15 protein-coding genes are annotated in these 14,667 nt (G+C 50.5%); 10 read left to right on the top strand and 5 right to left on the bottom strand.

Features of this window, described 5'->3' with window-relative positions; genetic code table 11:
- The first annotated feature begins 419 nt into the window (after positions 1–419).
- From ACUY4S_RS13945 to ACUY4S_RS13935, 3 genes are all read left to right on the top strand, one after another.
- Positions 420–1,166, top strand: coding sequence for a MipA/OmpV family protein (locus tag ACUY4S_RS13945; protein WP_312685788.1), 747 nt, complete (start codon positions 420–422; stop codon positions 1,164–1,166).
- Positions 1,167–1,257: 91 nt separating this feature from the next.
- Positions 1,258–2,115 (top strand): aldo/keto reductase, encoded by an 858-nt coding sequence (locus ACUY4S_RS13940; protein WP_312685789.1) that lies wholly within the window; start codon positions 1,258–1,260, stop codon positions 2,113–2,115.
- Positions 2,116–2,367: 252 nt separating this feature from the next.
- Positions 2,368–2,826, top strand: coding sequence for a DUF1311 domain-containing protein (locus tag ACUY4S_RS13935; protein ID WP_458022283.1), 459 nt, complete (start codon positions 2,368–2,370; stop codon positions 2,824–2,826).
- A gap of 360 nt (positions 2,827–3,186) precedes the next feature.
- On the opposite strand, the gene ACUY4S_RS13930 is transcribed toward ACUY4S_RS13935, so the two are convergent.
- Together ACUY4S_RS13930 and gapA are read right to left on the bottom strand one after the other, a co-directional pair.
- Positions 3,187–4,071: a D-hexose-6-phosphate mutarotase gene (locus tag ACUY4S_RS13930; RefSeq protein ID WP_458022282.1), complete on the bottom strand. Its 885-nt coding sequence runs from the start codon at positions 4,069–4,071 to the stop codon at positions 3,187–3,189.
- A gap of 75 nt (positions 4,072–4,146) precedes the next feature.
- Entirely contained in the window at positions 4,147–5,142 is a 996-nt protein-coding gene (gene gapA, locus ACUY4S_RS13925; RefSeq protein ID WP_017456513.1) for a glyceraldehyde-3-phosphate dehydrogenase, read from the bottom strand.
- Positions 5,143–5,485: 343 nt separating this feature from the next.
- Between gapA and msrB the strand changes: the two genes are divergently transcribed.
- Both msrB and ACUY4S_RS13915 read left to right on the top strand, forming a co-directional pair.
- Positions 5,486–5,899: a peptide-methionine (R)-S-oxide reductase MsrB gene (gene msrB, locus ACUY4S_RS13920; RefSeq protein ID WP_312685802.1), complete on the top strand. Its 414-nt coding sequence runs from the start codon at positions 5,486–5,488 to the stop codon at positions 5,897–5,899.
- 39 nt (positions 5,900–5,938) lie between these two features.
- Positions 5,939–6,214 carry a YeaC family protein gene (locus ACUY4S_RS13915; RefSeq protein WP_312685803.1) on the top strand — a complete coding sequence of 92 codons (276 nt, stop codon included), beginning with the start codon at positions 5,939–5,941 and terminating at the stop codon, positions 6,212–6,214.
- Between the two features lie 44 nt (positions 6,215–6,258).
- On the opposite strand, the gene ACUY4S_RS13910 is transcribed toward ACUY4S_RS13915, so the two are convergent.
- The 3 genes from ACUY4S_RS13910 to otnK form a co-directional block, all read right to left on the bottom strand.
- Complete coding sequence (locus tag ACUY4S_RS13910; RefSeq protein ID WP_458022281.1) at positions 6,259–7,560, bottom strand: SLC13 family permease; 1,302 nt, start codon at positions 7,558–7,560, stop codon at positions 6,259–6,261.
- Between the two features lie 87 nt (positions 7,561–7,647).
- Positions 7,648–8,286 carry a 3-oxo-tetronate 4-phosphate decarboxylase gene (gene otnC, locus ACUY4S_RS13905; RefSeq protein ID WP_458022280.1) on the bottom strand — a complete coding sequence of 213 codons (639 nt, stop codon included), beginning with the start codon at positions 8,284–8,286 and terminating at the stop codon, positions 7,648–7,650.
- Positions 8,283–9,539 (bottom strand): 3-oxo-tetronate kinase, encoded by a 1,257-nt coding sequence (otnK, locus tag ACUY4S_RS13900; RefSeq protein ID WP_458022279.1) that lies wholly within the window; start codon positions 9,537–9,539, stop codon positions 8,283–8,285. Before otnK ends, otnC begins: the two co-directional genes overlap by 4 nt.
- A 319-nt stretch (positions 9,540–9,858) precedes the next feature.
- Here otnK and ACUY4S_RS13895 point away from each other — a divergent pair, with 319 nt between their 5' ends.
- Genes ACUY4S_RS13895 through ACUY4S_RS13875 form a run of 5 tightly spaced genes read left to right on the top strand, consistent with a single transcriptional unit; the run spans position 9,859 to position 14,603 of the window.
- A complete protein-coding gene (locus tag ACUY4S_RS13895; RefSeq protein ID WP_312685812.1) occupies positions 9,859–10,929 on the top strand; it encodes an isocitrate/isopropylmalate dehydrogenase family protein in 1,071 nt (356 codons plus the stop codon).
- Positions 10,930–10,975: 46 nt separating this feature from the next.
- The gene (locus ACUY4S_RS13890; protein ID WP_458022278.1) at positions 10,976–11,629 is read left to right on the top strand and encodes an arylsulfatase; all 654 of its coding nucleotides are present in this window, start codon (positions 10,976–10,978) and stop codon (positions 11,627–11,629) included.
- 60 nt (positions 11,630–11,689) lie between these two features.
- The gene (locus tag ACUY4S_RS13885; RefSeq protein WP_458022277.1) at positions 11,690–12,538 is read left to right on the top strand and encodes an amidohydrolase family protein; all 849 of its coding nucleotides are present in this window, start codon (positions 11,690–11,692) and stop codon (positions 12,536–12,538) included.
- Positions 12,539–12,559: 21 nt separating this feature from the next.
- A complete protein-coding gene (locus ACUY4S_RS13880; protein WP_458022276.1) occupies positions 12,560–13,942 on the top strand; it encodes an MFS transporter in 1,383 nt (460 codons plus the stop codon).
- Entirely contained in the window at positions 13,926–14,603 is a 678-nt protein-coding gene (locus tag ACUY4S_RS13875) for a transporter substrate-binding domain-containing protein (RefSeq protein WP_458022275.1), read from the top strand. Before ACUY4S_RS13880 ends, ACUY4S_RS13875 begins: the two co-directional genes overlap by 17 nt.
- Positions 14,604–14,667: the final 64 nt, after the last annotated feature.

Genomic DNA, 14,667 nt, shown 5'->3' with positions numbered 1-14,667 from the left:
TTCGTTTTTTAGCACAGGTTAAGAGCCGTTCATATGAGTAGTAGAGGCTCCCGGAAGCGTTAACTGAACGACGCTGAAAGTCACAGAGCAACCCTTATGCCAGGTTGCAAGTCATTAACAAAAAGCGGCTCAGGTAAATCGTCTTCTTAAATTAAGCGTAGATGGCTTTGCAAAACTTGCATGCTGCCAAAAAGCAATTTCAATGGCATATCAATAACTCATCCAAAAAAAACTGCTTTTGAGATAAGCGTCAACTGACGCTGTCTTCAACGGGTCATATAATTGCAAGCCGCCTGTCATTTAATGACCACATGATTGCTGGTTGAGTTTTGTAATCTTTAGGTAAAAAAATTTGGGGTGTACATAACAGGCGGGTAAACTTCTCGCGCCAATTATTTGACAACAGGAAAGGAAGGACTGTGACCAAACTCAAACTCCTGGCACTGGGTGTGCTGACCGCAACGGCCGCGTTTACGGCGAACGCAGAAAATACCTTTTCTCTTGGTGCGGGCGTAGGTGTCGTAGAATCCCCGTACAAACAATATGACCGTGAAGTGCTGCCGGTGCCGGTTATCACCTATGAAAGCGATAATTTCTGGTTCCGTGGTTTAGGCGGCGGCTATTACCTGTGGAATGACGATGCCGACAAACTGTCGATCACGGCGTTCTACTCGCCGTGGCATTTCAAGCCGAAAGACAGCGATAACAATCAGCTGCGTCAGCTGGACAAGCGTAAAGCGACGCTGATGGCCGGGCTCTCTTATATTCACAATACGCCGTATGGTTTCCTGCGCACCACCGTTGCCGGTGACACGCTGGATAACAGTAATGGGTTTGTCTGGGATCTGGCGTGGCTCTACCGTTATACCAACGGTGGGCTGACTCTGACGCCGGGCATCGGTGTGGAGTGGGCGAGCGATAAGCAGAACCAGTACTATTATGGTGTTTCACGTGCCGAATCGCGTCGTAGCGGCCTGAGCAGTTACGATCCGGACAATAGCTGGAGTCCATACCTGGAACTGAGCGTCAGCTATCGCCTGACTGACAGTTGGAGCATCTATGGTACCGGTCGTTATACTCATCTGTCGGATGAGATCAAAGACAGCCCAATGGTGGACAAGTCCTGGGCAGGGCTGTTATCCACAGGCGTGACATACCGTTTCTGATTGTGCGCTTGAACAGGGCAATCTGTGCATGAAAACAGGGCCATTGGCCCTGTTTTGCTTTACGGTGGTGCATTTATCGCAGGAGGATAATATGGCAGATAAAAACGTCACTTTTTCCGGCCAGGCTTCGCTTCCCGCCATCGGCCAGGGCACGTGGTATATGGGCGAAAATGCGCAGCTGCGCAAATCTGAAGCGCATGCACTACGGGCGGGCGTTGAGCAAGGACTGACCCTTATCGATACCGCTGAAATGTATGCGGACGGCGGGGCAGAAGAGGTGGTCGGCGAAGCCTTACTGGGTGGTCTGCGGGACAAGGTGTTTCTGGTTTCTAAGGTCTACCCGTGGAATGCAGGCGGCCAAAAAGCTATCGACGCCTGTGAAGCCAGCTTACGCCGTCTGAAAACCGATTACCTGGATCTCTATTTACTGCACTGGCGCGGTAACTACTCCCTCAGTGAAACCGTCGGGGTTATGGAAACGCTGATCCAACAAGGCAAAATCCGCCGCTGGGGCGTTTCTAACCTCGATTACAACGATATGCAGGAATTGTGGCGCGTAAGAGGCGGCAAAGCCTGTGCTACCAATCAGGTGCTGTATCACCTGGCATCACGCGGCATTGAGTACGATCTGTTGCCCTGGTGTCAGCAGCAGGCAATGCCGGTAATGGCCTATTGCCCACTGGCACAGGCCGGGCGTTTACGCGACGGGTTACTGGAAAACAGTGTGGTGCGTGAGATTGCCAGCGCGCATCGCGCCAGCGCGGCACAAATTCTGCTTGCGTGGGTAATCAGCCATCAGGGCGTGATTGCGATCCCTAAAGCGTCGACGGTGGCGCATGTCGAGGAGAACGCAGCGGCATTGCACATTACGCTGAGCAGTGATGAGCTTGCACGTCTGGATAACACCTTTCCGGCACCAAACCGTAAAACACCGCTGGATGTTGTGTAACGCGTTTTTACCCTCTCCGGTGGGAGAGGGTATGATTAATTGCTCATGTATTTTCTTCCGCTTATAAAAGTTTCGTTAGTTGCTGGTATCAGTCAACGATGTCATTGTCGATATTTTTTATCAAAGTGTTCATGATGTCCGGGGCTTGATTGAAGCAGCGATAAAAGGTAAGAGTGAATTAATTAAATATATATCGAATGACACGCAGTACATGCGATACGAAAGTAATAGACAAAGGATAGCATACCTGAAATGAAAAAAAATATGTTTGTGATTGTTCTGGCTGGTCTTTTTTTGCCCTTAAAAGCATTTGCTGGACTTGGTGAGGGACTGGAGACCGAACAGTGCTATAAAAAATATAATAATGACTATCACATGGCTCATGATTGTATCTCACAAAAAAAGAAAGAAATTCTTTCAAAACTAGATGAATTTATAAAATCAACGGGTAATGATATAGTTAAGCATTACGATGGCCCTGTTTTCAACAGTAATGACGAAAATTTGACTATTGGGGATGTTTACAGGACACATTTCATTGCGTCGCAAAAAAATTGGGAGATACACAGAAAGGAATTATGTCTCGGGGTTGCATCTGAAATTGGAAAGGAAACATATGATTACCAACCTACTATCGATCAGTGTGAAATAAATTTAACAAAAAGGCACATTGAAGAAATTAAATTAATGTCTATTCCTAAGACTAATTAAACTCCATATTGACGCAGGGGAAAGCACTCTGCGTCTACTGTTAAAACAACCAAAGCTATATGTTTTGACAACTGGAATTACAACGTGTGGGATATATGAAAAGTTAAGGCGCATAAGTCTTAAAAATAAGTTCTACTTTAACTAATACGCACTGTGATCAAATTTATATTTCCTAAGCACAACTTTTATCCAAACCCGACATCTTCCCCCTCCCAGTCGAACCCCATATGACTAAGGCTGGGCATTTTGTAGAGCTTACCAGGATTGCATGTTGCTGCGGGATATGCTGAACCGTAAAACACCGCTGGATGTTGTGTAACGCGTTTTTACCCTCTCCGGTGGGAGAGGGTATGCGCATGATCAGCGTTTCACCACGCGGATAGTTTGCGCCAGGCGGGACGGTTTCTCTTCGGTGGCTTTCTGCGGCGCGGTCGCGTTGACCGACTCCACACACACGAACGTTTTATAACCGTCGTCCGGCATATCTGCCATGCTTACGGAGAGCGCCGGGCCTGGGTTCCACGCTACCACGTTGGCGTTGTGACTGTGGATCACTTCGATGGTGCGATTCAGTGCGCTGTCATGGATCAGACTGCAGGCTTCGGCATTGAGATAGACGCGGTCGGTACGATCCGGGAAGGTCTGTACCCCGTCTGCCAGGACGTCTTCTTTTGCGTCGTTGACTTTATCGATGAAACGATCGCCAAGTCCGCTCACTTTCACTGCCACGATGTCGCCGACGTTAAAGTAGGTGTGTAGCGCGGAAGTGGTTTCGAACTCGCCGTGCGCTTCCAGTTCCATTTCACAGGTTGCGCCAATTTTGTAGCGGGCGTAGAGCGTAAAATCGTGCGGCCAGAATTTGCGGGAGGCATCGCTGCTTTGCAATTCAAATGTCAGAACAGCGCCAGTGGCATCTTCATTATGCGCTTTCAGAACCCATGGCAAATTACGCGCAAAACCGTGCGCAGGCAGGCCCTGCTGTTTTGCCGGGCCAAACCAGGGCCAGCACACCGGAACGCCGCCACGCAGTGCGACGCCATCTTTAAAGGGGGTGTTACCGCTCAGCCACAGGACCTCTTCTTCACTCTGCGGTTTCCAGGAGAGCAAATGCGCTCCCTGCAGTGCGAATGACGCTTTGACCTGCGGGTGGTCGACGACAATCAGCTCCAGCTCGTCGAGCTTGCGGCGAGAGAGCGTCGGGGTAATTTGTTCGACTACCGGAAGTGCAAAAATTTTATTAATCATTAACGCAATCCTCTGTCTTCAAAACAAAAAAAGAGCGACCGAAGTCGCTCTTTCAGATCATGTTCTCATCTCAACTTATTTGGAGATGTGAGCGATCAGGTCCAGAACTTTGTTGGAGTAACCAGTTTCGTTGTCGTACCAGGACACCAGTTTCACGAAGTTGTCGTTCAGTGCGATACCTGCTTTAGCATCGAACACAGAAGTGCAAACTTCGCCGTTGAAGTCGGTAGAAACAACGTCGTCTTCGGTGTAACCCAGAACGCCTTTCATCGGGCCTTCAGAAGCGGCTTTGATGGCTTTCTTGATTTCTTCGTAAGACGCTGCTTTTTCCAGACGAACGGTCAGGTCAACAACAGACACGTTCGGAGTAGGAACGCGGAACGCCATACCAGTCAGTTTGCCATTCAGTTCCGGCAGTACTTTACCTACTGCTTTAGCAGCACCGGTAGAGGACGGGATGATGTTCTGGGATGCGCCGCGGCCGCCGCGCCAGTCTTTGTGAGACGGGCCATCAACAGTTTTCTGAGTTGCGGTGGTTGCGTGAACAGTGGTCATCAGACCTTCGATGATACCGAAGTTGTCGTTGATAACTTTTGCCAGCGGAGCCAGGCAGTTGGTGGTGCAGGATGCGTTGGAAACGATGTCCTGGCCAGCATATTTGTCGAAGTTAGCGCCACGCACGAACATCGGGGTGTTGTCTTTGGACGGGCCAGTCAGAACAACTTTTTTCGCGCCTGCAGTGATGTGTTTACGTGCAGTTTCGTCGGTCAGGAAGATACCGGTTGCTTCAGCAACAACGTCAACACCGATTTCGTTCCATTTCAGGTTAGCCGGGTCTTTCTCAGCAGTAACACGGATGGTTTTGCCGTTAACAACCAGGTGGCCGTCTTTGACTTCTACGGTACCGTTGAAGCGGCCGTGAGTAGAGTCATATTTCAGCATGTACGCCATGTATTCAGCGTCCAACAGATCGTTGATACCAACGATTTCGATGTCAGAACGTTCCTGCGCAGCACGGAAAACAATGCGACCGATACGGCCAAAACCGTTGATACCTACTTTGATAGTCATATATTCCACCAGCTATTTGTTAGTGAATAAAAGGTTGGCTGTAAAATTACAAAAACCTTACGCAGCGTCAAGCGGAATCGTGTCAATCATTGCGACAAATCAATCCTCCGCATAACCTTTGTTCGACTGACTCGCCTCACTCTTCCCATGAGCATGCTCCCCATATCGGGACGCCGCCCGGAATTTTAAAGGTCGCCAAGGATAAAAATGTGATGATTCTCACAATTCGCTGGCTGCTTTATCGCAACTGCTAAGTTTAGAACAAAAGTTAGCACCGCAGTGTTAATGTTTTGTTAGAATCGGAGTGAACGTTGTCGGGTTTTTTACCGAGAGAAGTGAGCAAATGACAAAGAATTCTTCTGAAGACGACCTGAAAAACGAACTGACGGAAATGCAGTTTTATGTGACGCAGAATCACGGGACTGAACCGCCGTTTACTGGTCGCTTACTGCATAACAAACGCGATGGCGTATACCACTGCCTGGTTTGTGACGCGGCGCTGTTTCATTCGCAAACCAAGTACGATTCTGGTTGCGGCTGGCCCAGCTTTTTCGAGCCAGTAAGCGAAGAGGCCATCCGTTATATCAATGATTATTCCCACGGTATGCAGCGCGTGGAAATTCGTTGTGGTCAATGTGATGCGCACCTCGGGCACGTTTTCCCGGACGGTCCGCAACCGACCGGCGAGCGTTACTGCGTGAATTCCGCCTCTCTGAGTTTCACCGATGAGGAAAATGGTGACCAGACCCGCGGTTGAAAAATCGATTCAGCGATTATTCCATCGGAGTGAAACAGGATGAGTCTTGAACAAATCGTTAACAGCATGACGCCGGAGATCTACCAGCGTCTGTCAACGGCAGTCGAATTAGGTAAGTGGCCAGACGGTGTGGCGCTGACGCCAGAGCAAAAAGAGAACAGCTTACAGCTGGTGATGTTGTGGCAGGCGCGCAATAACACCGAGGCGCAGCACATGACCATCGATACCAATGGGCAGATGGTCATGAAGAGCAAGCAGCAGCTAAAAGAGGATTTTGGCATCTCGCCGAAACCGATAGCGACCTTCAAATCCTGAACAAAAAGCCCCGCTCGATTATGCTGGCGGGGCTTTTCGACGAATTACAGCGGAATGATCCCCATCCCTAATGCGGCAACCAGCGCCAACACGCTTAACGTCCAGACTTTAAAGATGGCATGTCTGATGTGTTCATCCACACGCAGCGAGAGCAGGTTTAATCCCAGATGCGTAGCCGGAATGACCGGGCTTAGCAGTAAGCCAATCTGTTCAGTAATCAGCATGGCAATGGTCACGTGCATTGGCGAAACATGAAAGGTTTCGCCCAGCCCGACGGCCAGCGGCAGCAGTGCAAAGTAAAACGCGTCGGAACCGATTAAAATGACGATCGGTACGCTAAACGCTGCCAGCAGCAAATAGAGATAAGGTCCCAGACTGGCAGGCAACACCGCGGCCAGCGAATTCACCAGCGTCGTGATGATGCCCGTATTTTGCAGAATACCGACAAACACGCCAATGGTCAGAAAGATCACAATAATCGGGAAAACAGTGAGCGCGTAATCCTTTATTTTTTGTTGTGCATCTTTCGGATTAGGGAAATTGATCACGGTGGCAATAGAAAAGGCGATCATAAACAAGTAATTACCCGCCACCAGGCCGCTGATTAATACTACGATGGTGGTGATCACCAGCGCAAAATTGAAACGTAATAACCCTTTATTTTGCACTTTCTTACTGACCAGAAAATCATGTCGTAATGCGAGGAACGCGCTGTGATCGATTCCGGCGTTATTTTTCATTTCCACTCTGGCCATATACCAGCACAGGATCACCCCTAACACGAACAATACACCTTGCAGTGGCAATAAATTGTAATATACATCGAGGATATTTAAATGGGTGACGGCAATAGCGCGGTTGAGCGAGCCCCCCCAGGGCGTAATACCGGTTACGCCAACACCAACAGTGATGAGCAACAGCAAGGTTTTTTTACTGATATTCATTTTTTCATAGATCGGTAATAACGCGGGCACCGTTACTAACAGGGTCGCATAGGCATTACCATCCAGACTGCATATAGAAGAGATAATCAGCGTCGCCAGCAATACAGAGAACACCGATTCTGAGACAAAACGGAGGATAAACCGCACAATGACATCAAACACGCCGGCTTCTTTCATTAATGTGAAGAACATAGCGCTGAAAGCGACCAGCGTGGCAGTACCGACAACAGATTTCAGGCCGCTGGCAACATATTCACTCAGTACCTTAAAATCAAAGCCGCAGACCAGAGCCGCGATAGTTGGCAAAATAATAAAAAGCACAGCCGGAGGAAAGGTGTTTTTTAATAAACACCAGGTTAAAACGCCGAACATTACAATGCCGACGATAAGCATAAGAGACATATCGTTGTCCTGTTTTTTTAGAATAGTAGAGTAGCGGTCTGCGTGAATAACACGCAGACACGATCGCAGAGATTTAATTCAGGTGGCTTATTTCATATTAAACAGCGTATTCAGCTCGGCGACATTCTCCTCGCTAAGAGTCCGCATGCCATAGGGTTTTAGCATAAAATAGAGTTTGGCTGTCTCTTCCAGCTCTTCGGCATTAAAACAGGCTTCCCGAATATCTTTCCCGGCGATAATTGGCCCATGATTCGCCAATAGCATGGCGTTATGATCGCGCGCCAGTTTTTCTACCTCATCGGCAATTTTTGGCGAGCCGGGGCGAATATAAGGGATCACCGGTAATTTACCGACACGCATAACATAATAAGGCGTGATAGGCGGCAGGGCATTTTCAACATTCAAATCACTGAGGCAAGAGAGCGCCGTGAGCCAGGGTGAATGTAAATGAACAATACCCCCGCAAGTGGGGCGCTGGCGATAAATAGCCAGATGCATTAACACCTCTTTGGAGGCTTTTTGCCCGGAAATCAGCTCTCCGCTCATCGTCACCTTGCTCAGTTGGTCGGCATCAAGATCGCCGAAACTGGAATTGATCGGCGTCGCCAGAATGTTGCCGTCCGGCAGCTTCAGGCTAATGTTTCCTGCGCCACCACTGCTGTAACCTCGCTGATACATCGATCGCGCATAACGCACAAGATCATTACGTAACTGGTACTCACTCATTGAAAATTCTCCTGCGCTTTTAAGAAGAAATCGGGTGCGCCGAAATTGCCGGATTTCAGGATCATCCACAGAGATCCATCACGGCTTTGTGTCCACGGAACGCCGGGCGCCACGGTATGACCAATCACCATGCCGGTGACATGAAGGCCCTGAGTGACCGCTCCGGAGGTTTCGCCGCCCGCGACAATAAATTTATTAAAACCGTCCTGCCGCAGTCTGTCGGCCAGCTGCGAAAAGAAACGTTCGATTTTTTCACTGACCTGCGCCGCGCCATAATGCTTCTGAACGGCTTCAATGAGTTGGGGTGGCTGGGTGGCGTAAATCAGGGGCGCGAGAGCGCTATCGGCATGGCGTATCGCCCAGCGCAGCACGCCAGGCAAATAACTTTCATCATTGACGATTTTTTCAATATCCAGCGCCAGCGCATCCGCTCGCTGTGAGTAGAAATTCACTTGTTGGTTGGTCATTGAAGAGCAACTGCCCGACAAGATGATCGCTTTGCCCGCTTTGGGTACCGGCAGTGTTGTCTGCGCGACGGGGTTATCCGTTACATCCAGGCGCGCAATCGCGCTGCCCAGGCCTGCCGCGCCAGTCACCAGCCGGAAGTGGCGCGTTTTACTTGCTACCACGCGCAAATCCTGGTTATCGAGCACATCGAATACCACGTACTTAATTTTATTGAATGCCAGTTGTTCGAGCTGGCGGGCGATGTCATCAGGCGCATTTTTAACGGTATTCAGATCCACGATGCCGCATAAACCGGTGGATTGCTCTTCCATCAACGCTTTGATGGAAGACTTCATCATCGGCGTGACCGGGTGGTGCTGCATCCCGCTGTGATTCAGCAATTGCCCTTTGACAAACAAATGGCCGTGCACAATGGTGCGCCCATTGTCCGGCACGGCGGGGCAGAGCACCGTCATGGAGGCATTAACGAGTTTCATCAACGCGTCCGTCACCGGGCCGATGTTGCCATAAGCCGTAGAGTCAAATGTTGAGCAGTATTTAAAGAAAAGCTGCTGGCATCCCATCTCCAGCAGCCATTCTCCCGCGCCGAGAGACTGTTCTACCGCCACTCCGGCAGCGACAGAGCGGCTTTTTAAGGCAATCACAATGGCGTCGGCTTCTCCGGGCTGCACGGTTTCTGCCGGCACGCCATTAAAAAGAATGACCCGCCATCCCGCTTCCGCCATGAAACTGGCAATGTCCGTTGCTCCTGTAAAGTCATCTGCGATGACACCCAGCTTTATCATGTCATTTTTCCGGTGGTGAAATTTACTCTCGATACTGCTTTTATTAGTTAATAAGTGCAATATGGGGTGGGTGTGAAATGTGTTTTTGATCACAAAAATGTATGCGAGCAGATTGTTGTATTTAACTTTTTTCTAACTTTTCCTCACCTTGCAGCGTGATTTCTGGCTTTTGTGGCGCTATCCTGTTTCAAGTCTCCTGATGGTTGTTAAAAAAAGAAAGCATTTGTTGTGTTAAAAATGTGATCTTCATCAATTTGCATTGAATGCATTTATTGATATAAAAATGCAATCGATAGTTAATCAGTGAACTGGAGTGTGTATGCGTATTTTGGTTTTACCTTGTGATGGGATCGGCCCGGAAATTACGTCTTCTGCGGTTACTGTACTGAAGGCGCTGGATGCAGCACGCGGCCTGGGTTTTAGCTTTGACTATGATGATGTTGGCTTCAAAAGCCTGGAGAAATTCGGTACCACGCTGCGTGATGAGACGCTCGAAAAAGCAAAAACCTACGATGGCATCATTTTGGGCACGCAGTCGCATGCGGATTACCCCGTACCGGAAAAAGGGGGACGTAATGTCTCTGCCGGGTTTCGTATCGGGCTTGATCTGTATGCCAACGTTCGCCCTGCACGCACGCGTCCTTTCCTGACCTCAAACATGAAAGAAGGAAAGACAATGGATCTGGTTATCATGCGTGAAGCGACGGAGGGTTTTTACCCCGATCGCAACATGACGCGCGGTTGGGGAGAAGTGATGCCCAGCCCGGATATGGCGCTGTCAACGCGGAAAATCACCCGCCATTGTTCCGAACGTATCGCGCGCAAAGCTTTTGAACTGGCTATGCAGCGGCGTAAAAAAGTGACCGCCATTCATAAAGCCAACAGCTTCCACATGACCGACGGTCTGTTTCTGGAGTGCGTGCGCAACGTCGCCAGGTCCTTCCCCGAAGTGGAGCTGGATGACCTGCTGGTGGACGCCTCCACTGCGCACCTGGTACGCAACCCGGAACGTTTTGACGTGCTGGTTGCCACTAACTTTTACGGCGACATCATTAGCGATCTGGCCAGTGAACTCTCGGGCAGCCTCGGACTGGCGGGATCCATTATGGCCAGCGACACGCACTGCTGCGCGCAGGCACAGCATGGTTCCGCACCGGATATTCAGAATCTCGACAAAGCCAACCCGGTATCGATGATCCTGTCGGTAGCGATGATGCTGCAATGGTACGCAGAAAAACACGATAAGCCGGTGTTCCTGAAAGCCGCTGAAGAGATCAACCGTGCAGTAGACGAGGTGCTGGAAAACCCGGAAAACCGCACACCAGATCTGGGTGGCAAATGTGGTACCAAAGCCTTCTCAGAGAGAGTGGCAGCGGCAATCCGCGCCTGATGTTAATAGCGCCATCTGCGGATGGCGCTCTTTTAAGGATAACCTGATGCAGCAACGTATTGTGCTTGTCCACGCGACACCCCTGGCGATGGCACCGATTAACGAGGCGTTTGCCCGCCTGTGGCCAGAAGCCAGCGTCAGCAATTTACTCGACGATGCCCTGTCGGTTGATCGCCGTCGCGAGGATAACCTGACCCCGCATTTATATCAGCGGATTGCGGATTTGGTTGCCTATAGTCAATCGATAGAGGCAAGGGCAATTCTGTTTACCTGCTCGGCTTTTGGCGAAGCCATCGATGCCAGCGCAGCGGGGCAGGCTGTGCCTGTGCTGAAACCGAATGAAGCGATGTTTGAGCAGGCGCTTAACCTCGGAAACCGTATTGTGATGCTGGCAACCTTTGGCCCTGCCGTAGCGGGTATGGAGGCAGAATTTGCCGACATGGCCTCGCGCATTAACCCGCAAGCGACACTGCGTACCTTCGTGATTGCCGATGCGCGTGACGCGCTGGAAACCCATAACCCGGCGTTACACAATCGTCTGCTGGCAGAGAAAGCTGCCACCGTGAAAGATGCCGATGTGATTTTACTGGCACATTTCTCAATGGCCATTGCCCTTGACCAGGTTCAGGCTGCCGTGACCTGCCCGGTATTGAGCAGCCCGCAAGCGGCGGTCAATAAACTCAAGTCGTTACTGAAATAACACACGAGCGCGACTCTTATTACAGGGCGAACTGTGAACAGCGTAAATAAAGAAAAGGAGGTGAAATACAGCGTTATTTCACATCCTGTCGGCTGCGTATTGCCGGAAAAAAGCTGCGATTGCCATCATCATATTTTTGATCCTCGTTTCCCGTGGGCGCCAGGTGATACCCGAAATTTACCTGCGGCAACGGTAAAGGATTATCAGCATTTTCGGCAGCGGCTTGGATTACAACGCAACGTAATTGTGCAACCGTCTTCCTATGGCGATGACAATCGCTGCTTGCTGGCTGCGTTACGCTATTTCGGTGGTGAGGCGCGCGGTGAAGCTGTGATCACGCCTGCCATCAGCGATGCGCAACTGGATGAATTGGCAGAAGCGGGCGTAACAGGCATTCGCTTCAATTTTGGCGCGAAAGCGGTGACCACGCCCGACATGATTTTGCCGCTGGCGCACCGGGTGGCAGAGCGGGGATGGCATATACAATTTCATGCGCCGGCAGATACCGTGCTCGAATTAAAACCGTTCATTGAGAAAGTCCCTAACCGAATTGTAATCGATCACTTTTTCCGTTTACCGCAACCGACGCCGATGGTGCATCCAGCCTGGCGATTTGCATGGGAGTTAATCGACAAAGGCAATTGTTGGGTGAAACTTTCTGCGCTGTATCACCAGTCTGCCGTCGCGGATGTTGCTGATATGTCTGCGGTGATCCAGGCGTTTATATCACAAGCAACTGAACGTGTTCTCTATGGCAGCGACTGGCCACATCCGAATCTCATTTCAGCCAATAAACCGATGCCCGATGATGCCCTTATTCTGAACCGCCTGTTCGAATGGGCGCAGAATACCTATTGTCGTCACCGGTTATTTGTTGCGAATGCTGAAGAATTTTATCGATTTAATTAGCTTTGCATAAGGCCAATATAAATGAAAATAGCACACGCTGAGACCTCGAAAAATAAACCCTCCCATTATCGGTATGTGATCTTACTGATGGTGTTTTTTAGTATTGCCCTCAATCATGGCGACCGGGCAACGTTTTCTATTGCCGGCACCGATATGGTGAAATCCGCCGGACTGGATATTGTTGCGCTTGGTTATCTTATTTCCACTTTCACCTGGGCCTATGTGCTCGGGCAATATCCGGGCGGGTGGTTACTGGATCGCTTTGGCTCGAAAAAGGTGCTGGTTACCGGCGTTTTCACCTGGTCTGCCTTTGTCTTCCTGGTCGGTTTTAGCTCCGCATTTGATAATGTCTGGGTAACGCGCATCCTGATGTTTGGTTTCATTTTTATGATGGGACTGATTGAAGCGCCGACGTTACCGGCCAACTCCCGTTTCCTGGCGGCCTGGTTCCCGGCGAAAGAGCGGGGTAAAGCATCGGGTTTCACCACTGCAGCGCAATATTTTGCCCTGGTGGTATTTTTGCCCACCATGGGCTGGTTCTCTTATCACTATGGCTGGGAATCGGTGTTCTGGTTTATGGGCGGGTTGGGGATTGTAGTGTCGCTGGTCATGAATAAGGCGCTGGCGGATACCCCAAAAGTCCACCCGTTAGTGAACAGTGCGGAACTGGAATATATTCAAAGCGGCGGCGGCCTGACGAATATGAAAGTGACACACAAGAACGACAATTCCGCCAAAGGCTACACCCGCAAGCTGCTCACCAACCGCCTGGCGCTGGGCGTCTATATGGGGCAATTTTTCTTTACCGTCCTGTCGTACTTTTTTCTCACCTGGTTCCCGGTTTATCTGGTTCACGATCGCGGCATGACGATCCTGAAAGCCGGTTTTGTCGCCTCGCTGCCGGCGTTATGCGGTTGTGCAGGCGCGTTGCTGGGCGGCGTATTGTCCGATTATATGTTGAAGTCCGGATTCAGTTTATCGGCGGCGCGCAAAACACCGATCGTTATCGGTATGTTACTGGCGGTAAGTATGGTGATTTGTAACTACGTCGATTCGGCCTGGATCGTGGTGGCCATTATGTCGCTCGCCTTTTTCGGCAAAGGATTTGGTGCGATGGGCTGGTGTGTGGTATCCGACTTCTCACCTAAAGAGGCAGTGGGATTGAGCGGGGGGTTGTTCAATATGATCGGCAACATTTCCGGTATTTTCACCCCAATCATCATTGCTTACATCATCAAAGATACCGGTTCGTTCAATGGTGCGCTGATTTTCGTGGGCGTGTGCGCGTTTCTGAACTTGTGTTGCTATCTTTTTATCGCCGGGAAGATCCAGCGCTTACACTTTCCGGGAGAACACACCGATAGCACGACAATCACAGGAGAGCCGGATGCCAGCAGAAGCTGATTTACCGCTACGTTTCGCCATTAACCTCGGCAACGCGGTACTTGCGACCACCACCGCGCAGGGCGAACCGGGCGGGATCACCGTTGAGATAGCCAAAAAAATAGCCGCCCGCATGAACCGCCTACCACAGTGGGTGACTTACCCCGCCGCGGGAAAAGTGGTGGCAGATGCGGCCAGTGGCCGTTGGGATATTGCATTTCTGGCTATCGATCCCAAACGTGAAGCGCAACTGCATTTCACCGCGCCCTATATCACTATTCAGGGAACGTTATTGGTGAAGGCAGACGATCCATTGCGCAGTGTTGCTGAGATGGATAAGCCAGGCGTGGTGATCAATGTCGGTGAAAATGCGGCCTATGATCTCTGGCTTTCGCGCCATCTCAACCACGCAACCCTTAACCGTCTGCCGTCCTCGCAGGCGGCGATTGATCACTTTTTGCAGGGCGAAGGCGATATGGCGGCCGGGATTCGCCAGCCGCTGGAAAAAGCAGCGCGGGAAGCGGTGGGGTGCCGGGTGCTGGAGGATAATTTTACCGAAATCGCGCAGGCTATCTGCGTGGCGAGACAGGATGCGGCTTCATTTGCCTTCCTGCATGAATGGCTCGCGCAGTGGCAACAAGAGGGCGTGATTGAGCAGATTATCGCTGCGCATATGACCTGACGTTAACCGGGTATCAGCGTTCGCCATTGGCGAACGCTGCCTTGTCGAATGTGCAATTTTCATT

The sequence above is a fragment of the Kosakonia beeri genome (assembly GCF_054165705.1).
The sequence above is the reverse complement of the archived record's forward strand: the minus strand, read 5'-3'. Positions and strand labels throughout refer to the sequence as shown.

Bases quoted from the DNA above. Each gene is read 5' to 3' on its own strand.
- ACUY4S_RS13940 (WP_312685789.1), top strand. From the start codon at position 1,258: ATGGCAGATAAAAACGTCACTTTTTCCGGCCAGGCTTCGCTTCCCGCC.
- ACUY4S_RS13890 (WP_458022278.1), top strand. From the start codon at position 10,976: ATGCAGCAACGTATTGTGCTTGTCCACGCGACACCCCTGGCGATGGCA.
- ACUY4S_RS13915 (WP_312685803.1), top strand. From the start codon at position 5,939: ATGAGTCTTGAACAAATCGTTAACAGCATGACGCCGGAGATCTACCAG.
- otnK (WP_458022279.1), bottom strand. From the start codon at position 9,539: ATGATAAAGCTGGGTGTCATCGCAGATGACTTTACAGGAGCAACGGAC.
- msrB (WP_312685802.1), top strand. From the start codon at position 5,486: ATGACAAAGAATTCTTCTGAAGACGACCTGAAAAACGAACTGACGGAA.
- ACUY4S_RS13930 (WP_458022282.1), bottom strand. From the start codon at position 4,071: ATGATTAATAAAATTTTTGCACTTCCGGTAGTCGAACAAATTACCCCG.
- ACUY4S_RS13935 (WP_458022283.1), top strand. From the start codon at position 2,368: ATGAAAAAAAATATGTTTGTGATTGTTCTGGCTGGTCTTTTTTTGCCC.
- ACUY4S_RS13895 (WP_312685812.1), top strand. From the start codon at position 9,859: ATGCGTATTTTGGTTTTACCTTGTGATGGGATCGGCCCGGAAATTACG.
- ACUY4S_RS13880 (WP_458022276.1), top strand. From the start codon at position 12,560: ATGAAAATAGCACACGCTGAGACCTCGAAAAATAAACCCTCCCATTAT.
- ACUY4S_RS13875 (WP_458022275.1), top strand. From the start codon at position 13,926: ATGCCAGCAGAAGCTGATTTACCGCTACGTTTCGCCATTAACCTCGGC.
- otnC (WP_458022280.1), bottom strand. From the start codon at position 8,286: ATGAGTGAGTACCAGTTACGTAATGATCTTGTGCGTTATGCGCGATCG.
- ACUY4S_RS13910 (WP_458022281.1), bottom strand. From the start codon at position 7,560: ATGTCTCTTATGCTTATCGTCGGCATTGTAATGTTCGGCGTTTTAACC.
- gapA (WP_017456513.1), bottom strand. From the start codon at position 5,142: ATGACTATCAAAGTAGGTATCAACGGTTTTGGCCGTATCGGTCGCATT.